General features: G+C 41.3%; 12 protein-coding genes. 3 read left to right on the top strand and 9 right to left on the bottom strand.

Annotated features, from left to right (window positions below; all coding sequences use genetic code 11):
- Positions 1-182 precede the first annotated feature (182 nt).
- From FQ608_RS04540 to FQ608_RS04495, 9 genes are all read right to left on the bottom strand, one after another.
- Complete coding sequence (locus FQ608_RS04540; protein WP_158856601.1) at positions 183-4085, bottom strand: nSTAND1 domain-containing NTPase; 3903 nt, start codon at positions 4083-4085, stop codon at positions 183-185.
- 274 nt (positions 4086-4359) lie between these two features.
- Positions 4360-4839 (bottom strand): hypothetical protein, encoded by a 480-nt coding sequence (locus tag FQ608_RS04535; RefSeq protein WP_158856600.1) that lies wholly within the window; start codon positions 4837-4839, stop codon positions 4360-4362.
- A 453-nt stretch (positions 4840-5292) separates the two neighbouring features.
- On the bottom strand, positions 5293-7074 hold the full coding sequence (locus FQ608_RS04525; RefSeq protein ID WP_158856599.1) for a hypothetical protein: 1782 nt from the start codon (positions 7072-7074) through the stop codon (positions 5293-5295).
- The gene (locus FQ608_RS04520; RefSeq protein WP_158856598.1) at positions 7074-7913 is read right to left on the bottom strand and encodes a phosphogluconate dehydrogenase C-terminal domain-containing protein; all 840 of its coding nucleotides are present in this window, start codon (positions 7911-7913) and stop codon (positions 7074-7076) included. Before FQ608_RS04520 ends, FQ608_RS04525 begins: the two co-directional genes overlap by 1 nt.
- Positions 7914-7963: 50 nt before the next feature.
- Positions 7964-9346: a four-carbon acid sugar kinase family protein gene (locus FQ608_RS04515; RefSeq protein ID WP_158856597.1), complete on the bottom strand. Its 1383-nt coding sequence runs from the start codon at positions 9344-9346 to the stop codon at positions 7964-7966.
- The gene (locus tag FQ608_RS04510; RefSeq protein WP_158856596.1) at positions 9343-10587 is read right to left on the bottom strand and encodes a ribulose-bisphosphate carboxylase large subunit family protein; all 1245 of its coding nucleotides are present in this window, start codon (positions 10585-10587) and stop codon (positions 9343-9345) included. The genes FQ608_RS04515 and FQ608_RS04510 overlap by 4 nt, the downstream gene beginning before the upstream one ends.
- A complete protein-coding gene (locus tag FQ608_RS04505; protein WP_158856595.1) occupies positions 10584-11612 on the bottom strand; it encodes a Gfo/Idh/MocA family protein in 1029 nt (342 codons plus the stop codon). Before FQ608_RS04505 ends, FQ608_RS04510 begins: the two co-directional genes overlap by 4 nt.
- On the bottom strand, positions 11605-11790 hold the full coding sequence (locus tag FQ608_RS04500) for a hypothetical protein (RefSeq protein ID WP_158856594.1): 186 nt from the start codon (positions 11788-11790) through the stop codon (positions 11605-11607). The genes FQ608_RS04505 and FQ608_RS04500 overlap by 8 nt, the downstream gene beginning before the upstream one ends.
- A gap of 28 nt (positions 11791-11818) precedes the next feature.
- Positions 11819-12835 carry a GRP family sugar transporter gene (locus FQ608_RS04495; protein WP_158856593.1) on the bottom strand — a complete coding sequence of 339 codons (1017 nt, stop codon included), beginning with the start codon at positions 12833-12835 and terminating at the stop codon, positions 11819-11821.
- Positions 12836-12993: 158 nt separating this feature from the next.
- Between FQ608_RS04495 and FQ608_RS04490 the strand changes: the two genes are divergently transcribed.
- The 3 genes from FQ608_RS04490 (at position 12994) to FQ608_RS04480 (ending at position 18716) form a co-directional block, all read left to right on the top strand.
- A complete protein-coding gene (locus FQ608_RS04490) occupies positions 12994-13662 on the top strand; it encodes an RNA polymerase sigma factor (RefSeq protein ID WP_158856592.1) in 669 nt (222 codons plus the stop codon).
- A gap of 365 nt (positions 13663-14027) precedes the next feature.
- Complete coding sequence (locus FQ608_RS04485) at positions 14028-17213, top strand: SusC/RagA family TonB-linked outer membrane protein (protein WP_234364067.1); 3186 nt, start codon at positions 14028-14030, stop codon at positions 17211-17213.
- A gap of 21 nt (positions 17214-17234) precedes the next feature.
- Positions 17235-18716 carry a RagB/SusD family nutrient uptake outer membrane protein gene (locus tag FQ608_RS04480; protein WP_158856591.1) on the top strand — a complete coding sequence of 494 codons (1482 nt, stop codon included), beginning with the start codon at positions 17235-17237 and terminating at the stop codon, positions 18714-18716.
- The last annotated feature ends 50 nt before the right edge of the window (positions 18717-18766 follow it).

Here is an 18766-nt window from a genome sequence, read left to right as displayed (position 1 = left end):
TATGCTTGCTGAACTGGACAGAGCGTTAAGAAATGATCCTAATGGATCATTTTAGCGATGGGCCGGCCTGTGAGGGAGGTACGATACCCGTACTGCTTGTCCCGAATATCGGGATACGGTGGTGAGAGGGGTGCTCCGCAGGCTTATGGCCTGCGGCCATCCACTCGATTGTAGTGCGTTTTTTATTCAGTCGTTAAGCCTTTAACTGTGCGAACTCCATCTTTAAATACCTCATTAGAAGCATCAAGATCAGCCACTAGTGGTTCGTCATCCAGCATTTCGACCATTCCCCCTTTCTGAATCTTGAAATTAGCATTGAAAATAGCGTTAGAGTATTTTATTGTACATTGTGTTTCCCAATAAGACTTGTCCTTTGTAAGTTTTAGGTTAGGATTCTTAATGTAGGCCTGAAAATCAATATCATGTTCAATATCATCTTTTTCCAATAATAGTCTTTTTGCTGAGTTTAGCACTCTGAAAGCACTTTCTTCGCCATGCACGGCAGCACAGAAAAAATCAAAGTATTGAAAGGCCTTTCTTTCATTATCAATATCTAATGGAACTTGCGAATTAAGGAAGTGAATTGAAGGGGATGTGCCATTAAGCACCACAATACCATCTGGATGTTTGATAATAACTAAGTGTCCGATTAGTTTATGATTTTTTGAAATTTCAAGCTCGAATAGGTCGGAGTTTTTGTAAAAAAGTAAAGGGAGTCTTCTAATTCTGTTAAAATAGATAGATGACGAAAGTAGATTGTTGTCAATTTTTGTTCTGATCGCTGCTATAACTTCTCTAGTCTCATTTTCATCTAGTTCACTCCAATCCCCGTCAATTATTGGGTCTAGCTGCCAGTCCGTAAGCTCAGGTTTAGATAGCATAGTCAGAGACTTTGCTATGAATTCATCTTCACTTAGAGTTTGAATATCTTGAAACTCACCCTGTTCAGTTCTTACAACCGTTTGCAAGCTGGAGGTTGAAATTTCATAACCATACTTTTCAAAAAGAGCAATGATCTTATTTTTTCTTAGCCTTATTACAAGATTGAACGGAGTTTCACCTTCCTCATTTTTGATTGTCTTATCTACTTTTGGGTCATTTAATAGTAGATTGGCAAAGTCTTCTCTATTTTTTTCAATGACCAAATGAAGAATATGCTTGTTTTCCGATCTGATATTTGGGTCAGTTTGATCATGATCGAGTATTGATTTAAACACTTCAAAGTCTTCATTAAAAGTACTTAAGTATAATGGGGTATATTTATTTTTAACAGTTTCATGATTTACCTCGATTCCTTTCTGGGTTAAGAATAATTTCGTTAGGTCTTTATTCCTATACCTTGCAACAAAATGCAGCGGTGTCCATCCATCTTCGGTTTGAATGTTAATACAAATGTTTTCCTTGTTCAGAAGTTCCTTTACGATTTCATCGCTGCCATATCTCAATGCAAAATGCAGCGGTGTCCATCCATCTTCGGTTTGATGGTTTATGTGAATTAGGTCTTTGTCAGAAATTGTTTTGAATAGTTCAAAGTCACCCCCCTGGGCTGCTCCATGAAGAGCCGTATATGATTTGTTTTTTGAAGGTGTTATGTTGATTTCCTTAAGGCTTAGCAAGTATTTAGCAGTTTCTACATGCTTTTCTAATAAAGCCCAGACGATTGCGGAACCACCATCGTCATTTTCCTGATTTATCACTTCAACAGTTGACCCAGATATATTTTTTATTAACCATTTAATGGTTTGTAATTGACCATTATAAGCTGCAAGATGTAGCGGAGTAGTACCTATCTCTGATTTTTCTTTTAGACTTGCTCCTAGCGATTTAAGTTCTTCCAAAACTTGAATATTTCCGCACAATGAGGCAAAATGAACAAGCTTTAAATTTTTACCAACGGTATAGTATAGACATTCTTTAGATAGTTTTTTATTAAACTCTTCGTCCAAAGAATGAGGTTTGTTACGAAGAAGATGGTTTTTCCTATTTGGGAATAGAACAGAATAAAAATCGAGGTGTTGTAGCGATTCTAAGTCTTCAGGATATATGTGATTTCCAGCATTTAGATGATTTTTAATGATTCTCATCTCTCCTTTCAAAATTGCGTCCACAAATGTTTTACTATTTTCAGCACTGGTTTTAGGAGTTTTTGTAATGTTATTACGTGCATCATCACTAATTGAAGATCCGTACTCTGACACTAAATGGACACGAAAATCATCCATGTCTTCAAACTCGCTCTCTATTCTTTGTTTGAAACGCTGAATTCTTGCCTCGTATTCAACAATATTAATACCCTCTAGATAATTCTTGTGCTTGTCAATCCAGTTTCTGAGACTATCCCATGCTTCAAATAAGATATCATGAATAAGGTGCACTACTCCACCTTCATTAAGAACGAGTCTCTGATTTTCTAGCACTTTTAGTGCAGGAATAAGTTCTTTATCAATATCTTCAATTCTAACCCGTTTTTGAGTAGCCCTTCCTTGAACATCTAGCTTTACTAAGAGTCCAAATATTTTGTCTATTTGGGTCTTCTTTGACTCTATACTTTTGTTAACATTCTGTATAAGTCGCTGAATAGCACCATCTCGTCCGTTAATTTGTTCATATTTATCGAGGCTAATGTGTCGCTTCTTTTCTTTATTGGAATCATCCTTCCATGCTCTATTAAGCTGAGTTAGAATAATTGATAGAATCGGCAACCATCCCGTTGAATTCCAACTTGACAAATCATGTCTGATTTTTTCAATTAGATTTTCATCTACAGTGAACCCTTTTAACTCTGCGGGTTTTACAATGATTGCGCTAAGATCTTTTTGCAAGTCCGGAGGAACCACCGTTTTAATCCGCCCTAATTTGTTCAATGTTTCGCCTAAATGCCCCCAATTTTTTTCAAACATTAAGTAAGACCAATCATGTCTGATAACTGTGATCAATCTATTCCTATGATCATGTTCAAGATATTTTCTTATGAACTCGGTAAATCTGATTCTAGTCTTGAGGGTCTTATCATTTTTGGAACTTGCTAAGACCTGCTCAAATTGATCAAGAATAATCAGACGATGGATATTTGGGTTATCTAAGGGAAGAGGGATGACTTCGTCAATTAATTTTTGAAACATATCATAATCACTTTCTATGTCTTCAATTGTTGAGTCAATTGAGAAATTGCAGGAGTCTTGACATGCTTTGAGAAATGCCTCAAAAGGGCTTTCCCCAGGTATAATTTCTAACGGTGGCTTGAATTCAATTTCACCATTCCAATTATTTAATCTAGGTAGGACACCTGCGTAGATTATTGATGACTTTCCAGACCCTGAAACACCTTCTATCTGCAACCATTGCTGATTTGATTTTTTTTTGAGGAATTCTAATATTTCATGTATTTTGTCATTCCTTCCAAAAAAGATATTCTGATCTTTTTTTTGAAATGGTCTTAGCTCAATGTACTCTGGTAGGTCTGTTTCATCCCATAGCTTATTTCTGGTTGATACAACCTCAAGTTCTTCAGGATCGGATTGAAATTTGGAGAATATTTCGTCATAGATTTCTTGAAAGTCTGAGTTCCGATGGAGAGATGGGTTTAGTAGATTCAAGTCATATAAGGTTTTAATAACAGGGCCATAGAATGTTAAAACCTTATAATTTAATTCCACATCATCCACTAGCAGAGATAATGCCTCTATTCCCAGCTCCTTAATTTCTAAATCGTATTCATTCCTTTTATCCTTCCAATATTTTAAATACTCTGATCTTTTTTTACGATTTGTAAGACTGTTATCAATTAAAATTGGAATGATAGGTTTGATGAATTCATCTGGATTATTTCCAGAATTTCTGTAAATCTCCATCAATTCAAACATACAGAATTCGGACTTGAAGTACTTATCGCTTAGAATCAAAAGAATAGCCTTACCTGAGCCAATTCTTTTCATGAAATCACTGATCCTTCCCTTATAACCTAGACTTTTCTTATCCCTTGTCACGTTAATTCCTCTAGAAATCAATTGATCCTCTAGTTCTTGTGCAAGATTTTCACTTTCACCGCCCCATGAGTACGATATAAATACTTCATTTTTATTCATAGTTACTAATTCATTTGTTGGTCATTTTCAGGTCGGGTCAAAATGCACTACAACGGTGGTGGTATGAAAAGTAGCGGTTTTCGAAGCGATTCCCTATAAAGATATACCGAACTTTAATAAGAGTTAAAACCTTAAAACCCGCACTGTCCCGGCAATTTTTTATACCACATGTTAGGCTTTCGTGCATTTTTATCATTGCTTATTAATACATCTTTATTATCGGTCAATTTACAAATTTATAGTTAATAGATTACTCTTATAACTTTAAAATCTGTTATAATCCGAGTTTGCTTTTTGTATAAGGCAATAAAAACATGTCTTCTTTTTTTGCCCATTCTATAATCCCACTTTTAGAGGATAGTTTTTCAATCAATTGTTTGAGTTCAGTGCGGAAAATCTCATTCAAGTCATTTTCACCCGTATCGTCGATTAGATTGTTTTCCAAGTCAAACAAATCTAAATGATTTGAATCAAAACTTAATAAAATTTCTGCAACATTATGTTTAATCCAATTTTTATCTATCTCTGGTTTTATATTTTCTGAGTCAGCTAGATTTATTTTAATCCGCAAATAGTAACTATTGCTATATACTGATTTTCTTAAAATCAATGCTATTGTAGTTTCATCGGATTCTTTAATCCAAGCATTCCATTTACTCAGAAATCCAATCTCTTGCGAATTTTTATCAATTTTTTTTCTAAAAGTCTTACTATCCATTTTTAATAATCTGTCGCAGGGCTGTTTTTTTTGCATGAAGCATAACACTTGTATATACGCAACTCCCCTTTCAATCTATTGCGTCTATATTTTCTTTGTCCACAGGTGGCTCGGGAGATTCCGTTACCAAATTAAGGATTTCGTCGATTGAATCTAGCGGACTTTCGATATTTTTGTTAGATATCGAAAGAATGTGTGTGTAAATCTCGGTAATCTTACTGCTTTCATGACCTAAAATTTTTTATACATACCGCAGGTTGGTTCCCATCGGAAGCAAATGCGTCGCAAAAGAGTGCCTAAGCGTATGCACCGTCGCCCAAGGGTTTGAATTGCTCTTTTCCACTGCTCTCATATTTCCCCTTAAAGATCCGCTGAAGTAATTCCCAGTTTTCGGTAGTGTTCATGACACTCCAGAGCATTTGCGTCGAATGATAGAAACTCGTGTTTATGCGCTTTATCTGTTCCCTTTCCTCCTTAAGGGAATAGGGTTTAAAGACCTTTCTCCGCCACCAAAAGAGCAAACGGAGGCATTTGATAAGTTGGACCGGATGCACCATCCGCCTTTCGCGCTAACAGTTCTCCTTCAACTTCCTGCCAATATAATAGAGGAGAGTAACCCCCCGGCAATTCTACCACTTGTACATTCTTCGTCCAATTGACCGCAATCAACTCACTTTTCTCATTATCCGAAAAAACCATACAGTCAACCACAAGAGGATCGCTGGAGCTTGATGGAATCAGTGAGGAAAAGGACTTAAATCGGCTCCATATTTCCAATATCGGAGAGCGTCCTATCCCGTTCGCCGTTTCCTTTACCCAACCGTTTTTCCCTTCCCATTCAAAATAGGTGATTGATGAAGCTCCTGCTTCTGTCAAATACTTCAAACTGAATAGAAACCAGCAGGCACCAAATAAACTGTATTGCCTCTCATCCGACCATCCGGTTGGCGTACGGAAATGTTTTCCCGGCTCGGTAGCATTGGGATTCCATCGCATATGGAAGGTAATCGGGCTGATTGCGATCTTTTTGCCTGGATAGAGGTTCTTTGCACTGTCTACGGTGTATCCCTGGGCAGGCAATGTCTCTACCAGAGATTGATCGTCAAACGCATGCACCTGCGGATTGATGGAATAACTCACCCCATCCAGGCTCTCCGCATCTACAGGTTCCCGGTTCAACTCTGTGAAAAAAGCATCTGTACCTCCAAAAATTTCAACCTGTGGAAGTAATTTTTTAAGATCTCCTACGCATTCCAATAATTTCTTTGGGGTGGTTTTACTTGTATCCCCAAACAGTAGAATTCGGGTAACGGACTGTATTTGAGGCAATATTTTTTTTAAAGCCTTTATTGGGTTCGAATGATCCGTAAAAAGCGCCAGTTCTACAGGGATGTTTTTTTGATTTGCATAGGTCAAGATCTCCAAATCTGAATCCGCAAGCCTATCTAAGGATACATCGACGCGCAGAAATTTTGGTTGAATAATATTCATTACCTTGTCCGCCAGTTCTTCCGGCAAATTAGTATTGGCTTGCGTTCCCCATTCAGGTATTTGAACAGGTTCTCCCGCTACTGAAAGGGTAATATGCGAAGTGCCTAAATCGATTTGGTTAAAATTGCCACCGGAATTGACCTTTAAAATTATTTGCTGGCTTATTTCATCCCCATTTTTCACAAGTACCGGAAAAGGAAGTTCAAGTGGCGTACAATAGGTCTTGTAGGAAGCATCCGTCCAGTTTCGCTGATCCTCTGTTTCAAATACATCCCCATCAAAATATATACTGGCCGAAATATCCAAACTGGGATTCCAATGCATTTCTTTAATATCCCTAAAAGGCTGATGGGGGCTAATAGCTTTGGGAAAGATCGAAAGGGTTTCGTTCCCTTTAACATGTACAATTCGAACTTCCTTTCCAGCACAAGAATCTATGGGATGCAATACCGTAAACCCAATACGGTTTCTTTTAAAATCTGAAAGAGCTTTTCCCTGATAGGTAAATTGAATACTGCCATCGCTAGAGCCTATAATTTGGCAAGTGAGGCGAAAGGAAATGTCATCTTTATCAAAGGCACCATCATAATTAACCTGAAAATCTTTTTCAGATTGCTGAAAGCGAGCATTAGTGATGACCATGGGAATCGTCCCCCAGTTCTGATCCCGGAGGGCGTGATTGATCATCCGGATAATTTCCACCCCACCGGAGGAAATGAAGCGGATAAAACCGTCTTGATAATGGACTGTTACTGCTCCAGCATGCAAAATCTTGTCCATCAGGTTATGGCTTTTATCTGTTCTTTGACGGATTCAGGTTCGAAGATATCTCGCCAGTTGTCTTTGAAGATTTTTTCTTTTCCGATGGCAATGGCCTTAATGGCCGCATCGGAGAATTTCCCACCAGGCAATTGCTCAAAAAGCAAGGCCAACTCAATATTGACATGACCCATTAGAAATTCAAATACGGCCTCTTTTGGAACACCCTTGGCGATGGCCGCATCTGCCCCTTCTTTCAAAACCGTTATCAAAGCCCCACAGAAGGTCTCGGAAAGTGCCGGTTCCAGTATGCCCATTTGCTCGATGGTTACTTCTATGGATTTTGTAACTGGACCATAAATTACTTTGGCTATTTTCTCCCCTACGCCGTAATGTTCTTTTGGTCCATGTATAAGTGCGCAAACGATGCTTTGCCGGGCAGCTATCCCCCCGAAATAATCATAGTGGGCTTTTTGATCCGGCTCCCAGTTAAATACAGAGGGATGACAGGGGTGGGATGCAAAATAGCTGATATCATCCCTTTGCGCCAGGTGACCCGCCAAAGGCGCTGCCGGATCCAAGAACATCCCAATGGAACCTGCTTTCATTTTGGGCACATAGCTGGCTGTTACCTTGCCAATGGCGATATCGGGAACCGCATAAATTACAATATCGGCATTGGGAATAGAATCTTCGGGATTACTTACTTGAATACCTATCGCTTTCATCCGCTCCAATCCCTCCGCACTCACTTCCAAATAACTGGTTTCATAATCGGGATGCTTATTCAGGTTATTGCTCAGGCGTACACCCATTTTGCCTCCCGCGCCTACTAAGGTAACCTTGGTTTTGTGTGTCATGGTCTATTTAAGGTTAGTTGTTATCGTTTTAATTCAAATCAATTTTTGTTTCAGGCAACCATACCGCCTAGCTGGGCAAATTCAAAATACCTCACCGTGCCGTTTTGCCCTCCTTTGATGGCAATTTCCATCCCGGCAGTTTTCGGATTCTTGCCATGCGCCAAACATAACGGAGCTCCCGGAGCAAGTACGTTGACAAATTCAAAGGCTTGTATATCCAAGGATTTCAAAATATATCCCGAGGTATCTCCTCCTGCGGTGGCTAATCGTTTTAGGGGGAATAAATCAATAATTTGCCGGGTAATTTCTGCCTGTGATGCGGCGATTTGGGTAGGTTGGGATCTGGCGACGGAAGAAGAAAGTATGAATTTTACCTGATCATCTTCCGGTCCCAACGCCGAATAGATAACTGTATTCAAATTTAAGTTTAACGCCTCTAACCCCAGTCTTACAACCCTATTGATTTCGTTAACCCGGCTTTCCTCACTGAATAATTCGCCAACTTGAATCCGAATCAGCGTAAATCCGAGTTTTTCCGCATGAAGGATCTGATCGGCGGTGGATTGGGCACAACTTCCGGCAACTACGAGGGTAGGGGTGACGGGTACAGTGGGTCGGCTTAGTGCTTTTTCTGCCCCATAGATTTTTCCCAATGCATATTCCATTGCTGATGATCCCAAAAGCAATTGATGCCGTTTTCTGCTGTGTGTGTCTAACCATTTCCCAATCGGTAATAAGTGGGAGTTGTCTGTGGTGTCAAAAAGAATTAAAGGAGATTCTATTTCCTGTTTATCATTCGCCTTTGGGCAAATTTGCTCAGGGGAGAGGCTTGGCAATTCCCCTATCTGAAGTAAATCGACTAACTCCATCCGTCTGTCCATTTGCTTTGCAAGATGAAGGCGCACGTCGGATTCATTCATTGGGGTGGTTGGGTGGCGGGACATTACAGGATGCCTGTCCAAGCGATAAGTAGTGGTGCCGATTTTGGCAAATAGATGTCCGAAAGCTACAAACCTGTTCAAATAAGGAAAACCTAAAACCAAGGGGATAAATCTACCGGGAAAATATTTTTCCGCAACTTTCATCGCCACGCCAATATTGCCAATTTCTGGAGAACTGTCCAGTGTGGAGCAAATTTTGTAGTGGATATAACGTGAGGGGATCTCACTCATTTGTTTGAAAACAGGATTCAATTCAGCCGCCATTGAGGTCGGATCCAAGCTTCTGGCTACGCCTGCGATTCCGTAGGCGATATAGTCTGATTGACTCGAATCAAAATATTTAAAGTTGAAATTTGCTACTTCTGTTTTCGTTGGTGCTTTTAAAAATAGGATGGTGGGAATGCCCATTAGGCTTAGCACCTCCATCACATCGGATGATCCGGTGAAATCATCTCCGTAAAAGCCCAATATTATCTCTTTGTCCTCCTTCATCCGAAAAAATTAAAAGCTTGGTCTACTGAGGAGAATTTTTCCCGGGCCTGCGTGGCATCCATTCCCTCTAAGGCCGCTTGCCAAGCCTCCCGAATACTGGCCACCCCGGCTGCTATTCCGGAAGGATGCCCCATAATTCCACCCCCACAGAGATACATCAAATTGGTGCTCTGAATTTCCTTGTAGGTATCAAAGGCCTGTCCGGCCCACTGACCTGAGGAGAGAACGGGCATGGCACGATCAGAATCTTTCCAAATGGGGGAGAGACAATCCTTGATAGATGATAAAACGGATGCATCCGGTTCGCAGAATTTATTGCGGATGCCGTTAGTATGTAAATGGTCTACTCCCGCCAACCTCCAGATTTTGGAAAGGGCAGGGTATTCCATTCCAAGCATGGGGTGACGTGAAAATATCCCCCAGCCGTTTCGATGGCCGTGAATAGGAAGTTGGCTGTGTTGGGCCATGTATTGGATACCGCTGATTCCCACCCATAGTAAGTTGATCATTATACAGGTGCCACCCCGTTGCAAAACATAATCATGCCGCTTCCTCATTTCGTCGATGGTTCCGCTAATGTTAAAGGCATACATGGGCTTTTTACCGGATTTATCGGCATAGGTATTGATTACTTCCATGCAGGCATCCACACGGTCTTCAAACTGATTATAACCCGGATCTCCCATCAATTCATCATCCTTGATAAAATCCAACCCTGCCTCGATAAGTGTTTTTACCTGGGCAGCAGTCTGAACGGCATCCAATCCCACACTGGGTTTTATGATAGTGCCTATCACGGGCCTGTTATCAAACCCCAACTTTTCATAAGTCCCCGCAATCCCGAATTTCGGTCCAATGAAATGGTTGGCAAAACTATCCGGAAAGGAAATATCCAGCAGTTTTAGTCCCGAAAATGGCGACAGTTCAAACAAATTGCCCGCTACCGTAGCCATAAGATTGGGAAGGTTGGGACCTATATTCTCTTCCGGCCAGCTTACCCGTACTTTTGCCTGATGGATCGGCCCCTGACCTTTTTTGGCAAATGGAAGGGAAGGGGTGGAAATTGCCGATATCTCCGAAATTTGATCAATCCGGGCGGCATAGCTGCCCATCAATTCGGTACTCTCGCCCGGAATTTTTACAAAAGTTCCAGTAGATTGCTCTCCAGCCATAGTCTTTAAGGCTTTTTCCATGTCCATACTGGTTTCCACCCAATAGTCTGCGGTCAGTCTGTTGTTCATCTTGTTTTCAATACGGTATTGGATGCTGCGGACTCATAGGAAAGGAATACCAGCTCCATGGTTTTCAGATTGTCTTCTCCGGTAGTTTCGGCCTGTCTCTTACCCGATAAGTCATTTAGAATATTTTCGATACAGGTGACGAGAGACGAATGAACCAGGGCATAATCCGGGTCAGCCCATGGGTATTCGGATGGCCTAGCTACCCAGCTTTCACTGCCATTACCCTTCTGCGTTAAGGTAATCTTATGATTGTAATCAAGCCTGATGGATCCCTGATCTCCTTCTAAGAGCATTAGCGTCTGCGGAAATGTCTCCTGTTCGAGTTGGGACGCATAGGAAACTTCCACAAAGCAATTTACTCCACATTTCATGGTTAGCAGCGTGTTGGCAACATCTTCCCCCTTTATCTTTGGGTTTATTTTTTGGGTTTGACAATAAATATGGGCTACATCCCCAAACAAGTATCTCGCCATATCCAGCACATGGACTCCCAGGTCGGAAATGATAAACCGTTCAAGTTCGGCCAATGCAGGCTGGTTGTCGAATACGGGAAATCCTGAACAAAATGTTAACCTAGCTTTAAAGGGTGTTCCGATTTTCCCTTCATCAATTAGGGTCTTGCAAGCACGAATGGGAGTTTGAAAGCGGAAGTTTTCATGGATGAAAAATTTTACCCCTGCCTCTTTGCAGGTATCGACCATTCCTTTGCAGGTGTTAAAATCCTCCGCCATTGGCTTTTGGCAAATTACATGAAAGCCCGCCTTGGCCGCCAGATGAACAAGGGGTGCATGGGAAGGAATGCTGCTGATGATATCCACAAAATCCAGCGATTCTGTACGGAATAAATCTTCCGCATTGGTGTACACCTTGGGAATATTGTGTTTGCGGGCGAGGTGGTTTGCTTTATCCTCATCCGGATCACAAATGGCTACCAAGCTGACCTGATCAAATTCTTTCCAAGCACTTATCTGGTAATTGGCCCAGAATCCGGCACCGAAAACTGCAAATTTCAAAGGTTTATTCATGGTTGGTTTGGGTTCTATCTAATATTGTGAATTTACCTGTATTTTTCAAGTAATGAAGGCTTTGGTCGGCCCACGCTTGTTCCTTAGCTATGGTAGATTCCAAATCAGCTTCCGGAGGAGTCCAAAGTTCTATTCCAAACGCCCAAGTATAGGTGTATGTGCTTAAACCTAATTTCATTCCTTACTCCTTATATTCAAAGGTTTTGTTATACCAGTTTGGATACAACGATCAAAACCAACCCGATTAAGTAGAACGAGAACATTCCTGCCAATAGCTGATTGGTTTTTTTATCCGAACCTGCAAATTCTTTCCATATAAACACCCCCCAAATAGCTGCCACGACCGGAGCTGCATTGCTAAGTGCATACGAAATAGCCGGACTTCCTGCGCCCACCGCCATAAAACTCAACACCATTCCACTCATCCATATTATCCCGCCAATCCATCCGGCGGCGTGTTCATTCCAACTGGCAGCTTTATATCCGCTCATGGACACAGGTGCTCCGCTTACTGGATATTTCATAAATATTGGATTGGCAATCAATGTACAAATGAGGGTGCCTATGGCAAAGAAAAAAACAGCCGTAAAAGGGGTTAGCGAACCAGTACCTCCAGCTACGTATTCATTGTCCATGGATTGAACGACAAAGCCGTAAAAAAACGCAATCAATATTCCAGCTATTGCCGAAACGACAATTCCTTTCGTAGACCTTTTGGATCCCTCTCCCTCCAGTTTTTTGTAGGATTTTCCTGAAAAATAGATAGCGATGATTATAAACATTACACCAACCATTAAAACCCAAGGGGAGCCCTCTGTTGTCCCTTTATCCTGATATTCCAATATAAAATTATATCCAATCCCTAGTACCCAAGCTATTCCTCCCCCTATGGGAAATGCTACCGCGAGACCCGTTAGAGAAATGCCTGCTACCAAGAGTAAGTTTCCCAAATTCCAAACGATTCCTCCCAATATCGCCATTAGGATACTGGTCCTTGTTGCCTGGGACAGATCTTCCCAAAATGTCCTACCTTCTTCGCCTAAAGAACCCAACGTAATTGCTGCAATAAATGCCGTAAATAGGATGCCAAGGATGAGGTCCCAATAGTAAAGTTCAAATCGGAAGTTACTTGCCATCTTTTGCGTATTCGCCCAAGATCCCCAACAAATCATGCAGACGATAAAGGCGATAATGGCCAACGTGTAGTTTTGGACGAGTATCATTAATGGTGGGTTTATTATTAATCATTTAAAAGGTAAATAATTTTTTACAAAAACAAAATAAAATAGTATCGCATAATACAATTTCTGCCGAATTTTCTTTTTAATCCACTTCTTTTTTTCTAATATGGTAGAATCATCCGACCCAAATACCACCTATAATGAAGATAGATCCGAACCATGTAAATGGCCCTAATCCGCTTTTTTCACCGGGAGAATTCCCGAATGCGAACCAGGAAAATTCAAAATTGGCAGATAGGGACTTGTGGGAGCACTTTAAACAGGGAGATGAAAGTGCGTTTATTTGCATCTATAAAGCATATGCAAATCCCTTGTTTCACTTTGGGTGTCAGTTTTGTGGCGATAGAGAAGCTGTGAAGGACTGCTTGCAGGATTTTTTTATTTATTTGAGGAAAAACCGGGCAGGTTTTGGAGCCACGGATTCCATTCGGTTTTACTTGCTAAAATCCTTCAAACGGAGAATGCTTGAAACAATTAAAACGCAATCAAAAACTACTGAAAAAAAACTCCGGTTTACCATGGAGCAGTTTCCGGTAGAACTTTCCTCCGAAGCAAAATTTATCCAACAGCAAATGGAGGTAGATCTGCTCGCCGATCTAAATAGGGCTTTGGAGTCACTCGATAACAGGGAGCGTGAGGCTATTTATTATTTCTATTATCAGGGCTTGAGTTATGAACAGATTGCCGACATTTTTGATTTTTCATATATATCATCCGCTAGGCGATTGATCTATAAGGCATTGGCTAATCTTAGAAAAACAATGTTAATTTCAGGAATTACATACTTTACTGTAAATCAGTTACATTAAAGATCTATTGGTTGAAATATAAAGCGTTTTTTATTTTATTCCTTTTTCCAATCATCCTAATTTCTGACTTCTTTATAAAAAAATATTTGAATTCCGGCTGATTGATTTTAAAATTTAAAAATTTTCATTTAAATTTCAGTAATATTAAAAAATTTTATCAACTAATTATTTCAATAGTCCCTACATATTGGTTGATAAAGTAACAAAAACAAATTCGAAGTTAAATATGGATTGTAAATTGAGGTTTAATTCGTTAAAAAGATTTTTTACCTTATTTAAATAATGTTTTAGTCAATAAATCATTAAGAAATAGATAGAAAATATGATTACCAATAATTATTTATTCACCAAATAACCAATTAAATATGAAAAAAACGTTACTACGCCTTTCATGTAAGGGCAGAAAGCTTCTCGGCATCAGTTCGATAGCTTTGGTATCACTAACAGCATTTAGCCCGGAAGGTAGGGCTATAACCAGGAGTGAAATGACAGTTAGAATTGGAACGACTGAGGACTTTGCGGCACCCATTCATGCTGAAGATTATTTCCGTAAAGACGTTTCCGGAACGGTAGTAGATCAAAACGGCGACCCTTTGCCTGGGGTAAGTATATTGGTACAGGGGTCCACTACGGGTACGGTTACTGATTTGGACGGAAAATTCACCATCACAGTACCTGATGGGGCAACGCTTGTTTTTTCCTTTATCGGCTATGAAAACCAGCTCGTGTCGGTTGGAGATCAGACGGTGCTCACTGTCACCATGAGCGAAGACGCTACCTCCTTGGATGAGGTGGTTGTTATTGGGTATGGTACTATCAGAAAATCGGACTTAACAGGATCTGTGGGATCGGTAAGAGGTGATAAATTAATCGACCGTTCCCAACCAAACGCTGTAAAAGCCTTGCAGGGCCGGATTGCCGGAGTGGAAGTACTAAACAACCAGAATTCACCCGGTGCGTCTTCCCGGATAAGAATTAGGGGAGTAAACTCTATTAATTCCGGTGTAAATCCATTATTTGTGATCGATGGAATCATCGGAGCTGATCTGAATATGATCAACCCCTCGGATATCGAGTCAGTAGAGGTGTTGAAAGATGCTTCTTCTGCCGCCATTTATGGCGCACGTGGTGCCAATGGGGTGATTCTGGTCACTACCAAACGTGGTGAAAAGAATATGAATCAGGTACTTTATGATAATTTTGTTTCTGTTTCGAACAGGGCATCTACAGTTCCCCGCTTAAACGCCCAGCAATTTATGGACGTTTATAACACCGCTTATGACAATGCTGAAAAGTACGACCCCTCAGGATTTGCCCAGGGCAGGTACGTACGGGCCAACCCGGCAGATTATCCGGACCTTTTTGATTCCAACGGAAGGCCCATATATGATACTGACTGGGAAGATGAAGTATATGGAACAGCCTGGGCGCAAAACCATAACTTGGCTTTCCGCGGCGGAAGCAATACTACTTCATACAATGTATCTCTAGGTTACACCAATGAAGACGGAATCATGATGAATTCCGGATTTGAGCGATTTACTGGTAAGATTGCATTGGATTCAGAAATCAAACCTTGGTTAACGGTAGGAGGAAGCATATTAGGTACCCGAAGCAGTAGAAGAGTAGTGGATGATGCGAACGGTGCATTGAATGTGGCTCGGATGGTTGCGGAAGCGTTGCCGTTTTTACCTGTGCAGTATCCCGACGGAAGGTGGGGTGCAAATGCGGACTGGCCGGGAACGGAAGGTGCTGAAAACCCGGTCAGAATCGCGCAGAATAGGTATACGGATGTAAATCTAAACCAGATGTATGCTGATTTTTATATGAATTTTAAAATCACCAAAGACTTGGAATTTAGGTCTACCTTTAGTTCCATCTTCGACAGCCAGAAAAACAACTTTTACTCTTCCAGAACCCTTCGGTTGCTTTCTGCCGACCAGAGAGGTATTGCTACCGTATCTACCAATCAGCGGATTTACTGGCAAAATGAAAACTTTGTAAATTGGAACAAATCCATTGGCGAAAGGCACCGTATTACCGGGATGCTCGGATTCAGCTGGTTAAAGGATAGTTTCGAAAATCTTAGTGTAAGAAGTGAAGGCTTTATCGATGATTTCTTTGAGTGGAGAAATATTCGTGCCGGAAATATAATCCCGATATCGGGAATCAACGGCAATGTGGGAGCTTATGCACTGAACTCCTATTTTACCCGTTGGAACTACAGCCTAGATGACAAATATTTATTGACAGTTACTGGCAGATATGACGGATCGTCCAGATTCGGTGGAAACAACAAATTTGCTTTTTTCCCCTCTGTGGGTATTGCTTGGAGGGCATCTGAGGAAGGCTTTATGCAAGGTGTAGACGCCATCAATAACCTCAAAATCAGAGCAAGTGCCGGATCTACTGGAAATCAGGAAATTGGTAATTTCAATTCGCTCCAATTTTTGGGAACGTTTAACGTCCTCAAAGCGGCAGGCAATGAAATCGGCGTATCCCAGACTTCATTCGGAAACCCTGATCTAAAATGGGAATCCACGGACCAAGTTGATTTTGGGGTAGAAATGGGCTTTTTCAACAGCAGACTGATGCTGGAAGCCGATTTGTATTATAAACGAACTAAAAATCTTCTTCTTGCTGCGCCACTTCCTTGGTCGACTGGATTCGGATCGGTACTGCAAAATATTGGATCGGTAGAAAATATGGGGGTTGAATTGACCTTGAATTCAGTCAACATTGAAAAGGGAGATTTCACTTGGAATACCGACCTGAACTGGTCTTCCAACAGAAATAAGATCTTGCAGTTAGGAGCAAATGATGGCGATATTTTTCCGGGTCCCTGGTTTTTGGGTCAAACCAACATCCTACGGGTTGGAGAACCTATTGGTTCCATTTGGGGAAGAGTAAGAACCGGCACTTGGAATTTGGATCAGGCGGATGAAGCAGCACAGTTTAACTTGCGCCCCGGTGATATCCGTTGGGAAGACTTGGACAACAACGGGGTAATCAATGCAAATGATTCCAAAATCATTGGGAGGATGTATCCCAAGTGGGTTGGAAACATTACCAACACCTTTACCTATAAGAATTTTGACTTTTCATTCGAGTTTCGGGTTGTATATGGGCAGGATGTAATCAACGCTACAAAGCACTCCGTGGAAGACCGACAAACACTAGCCAACAGTTATGCAACTGTTTTAGATGCCTGGACACCACAAAATCAAAATTCAATGATAGCTGAGGTACGGGCATGGGGCACACCCTATCTGACCAACATGGATACACATTGGGTGGAAGACGGTTCTTTTGTCCGTTTGCAAAACCTGATGTTGGGATACAACTTGCCAGCACCAATCCTAAGCAAATACAAAGTGGCAAGAGCAAGATTATTCTTCAGTGGTCAAAACTTGTTGGTGTTCTCTCCTTATACTGGGTATGATCCAGAGGTAAATACATTTGAAGGAGCTGGCCAACTGCCTCAAGGATTGGATTTCTTTCCGTTTGCAAGACCAAGAACCTTCAGCGCCGGAATTAACCTTGCCTTTTAAACCCATAACGTAAGAAATTTTATGAAAAAGCATATTATATATATCGTACTATTCCTGTTTGCTACGGGATTGATTTCCTGTGAGGGGTTTTTGGATGAAGATCCCGCGACATTGACTACTCAATCAGAGCTGTCCAGCCCCGAGGCTGCAAGAGCTTTGGTGACCAGTATTTACGCCAATGTTAACGTAGTCGTCACCGGATCCGGAGGATGGGGAGGTACCACTCTGTCATTATTGGAATTTATGACCGGAAAAGCAGATGGTGTCGCCCAGACAGAAGGTTTCAGATTCAACCAATTGACCTATGACTCACAGTCATTTTATATCGATACCTATTGGAGCCAACTATACCAAGGCATATTAAGATGTAATGTGGCATTGGAGCAACTTCCACGCTATACTGCGGTAAGCCAGCAACAACTTGCTGATTATTTGGCTGAAGCGCGGGCGATGCGGGCCTTCTATTACTTTTATTTGGTTAGGATGTATGGGGATGTACCCAAAATCAGTGAACCAGTCAAGACCTTGGCAGGGGTCAATACTCCAAGATCGCCGGTAAAGGAAATCTATGATGATCTTATCATCCCAGATCTTCTGGCAGCGGAAACATCCAACCTCGCTTGGAGGAGACCAAACGGAGAGGTGTCCAAAGGGTTTATCAAATCACTACTTGCAGATGTCTATTTGACCTATGCGGGTCACCCGGTAAATGCAGGTCAGACAGCTTATGTAGAATCCGCCAAGAGGTCCAAGGAAATCGTAGACCTTAGAGGCAGTACCTTTGACCTTTTTGACGAGTATACGGATATGATCCTTCCCGCAAACAAGAACAGTGGAGAATTTATTTTCCAAGTGCAGTTCGACAAGATCAACCGGAATAACCCGCTTACTGCGGTAGCCTTACCCACTTTTGCCGGTATCTCTGCTTATTCCAACGAGTTTGGTGGGCTGGTCCCCAGATTTGAATTTGTGGAGAGCTTTGATGCAGGGGACAAACGGGCGCAGGAAAAGCAGTTCTTTATATCCGAATATAATGGGGTACAATTGGGAGGCGATTATCTCTATAAATGGTGGGACAAGACGGCCATTGATTCGGACGCACGATCCGAGTTGAACTTCACAATTTACAGACTTGCGGATGTTATGTTGATGTATGCGGAAGCTTCCAACCGTGCAGAGGGAGGACCAAATGCCTTGGCGATTCAAAGTGTGAATGATATCCGGGAGCGGGCCGAATTGGCTCCAATCAGCGCTATGAGTATTGATGCTTTCGAGGAGGAAGTTTGGAATCAGCGGTATTTTGAACTCTGCTATGAAGGCAAACTATGGTTCGATATGTTACGTACACGTAAAGTTAGAAATGACATTACTAAGGCATATGATAATTTTGTAGGTCATCGAAATGTATTTAATGCAACTTTTGAAGAGAGGCAGTTAAGGTTTCCAATTCCTTTAAGGGAGATGGATGTCAATGCAGAATTGACACAAAACGCTGGGTTTTAGAATCTACTGGTATTTTTCTGTCAATATTTGAATTATTATCTAAAACCGCT

The sequence above is a fragment of the Lunatibacter salilacus genome (genome assembly GCF_009797935.1).
Classification (GTDB): Bacteria; Bacteroidota; Bacteroidia; order Cytophagales; family Cyclobacteriaceae; genus Lunatibacter; species Lunatibacter salilacus.
The sequence above is the reverse complement of the archived record's forward strand: the minus strand, read 5'-3'. Positions and strand labels throughout refer to the sequence as shown.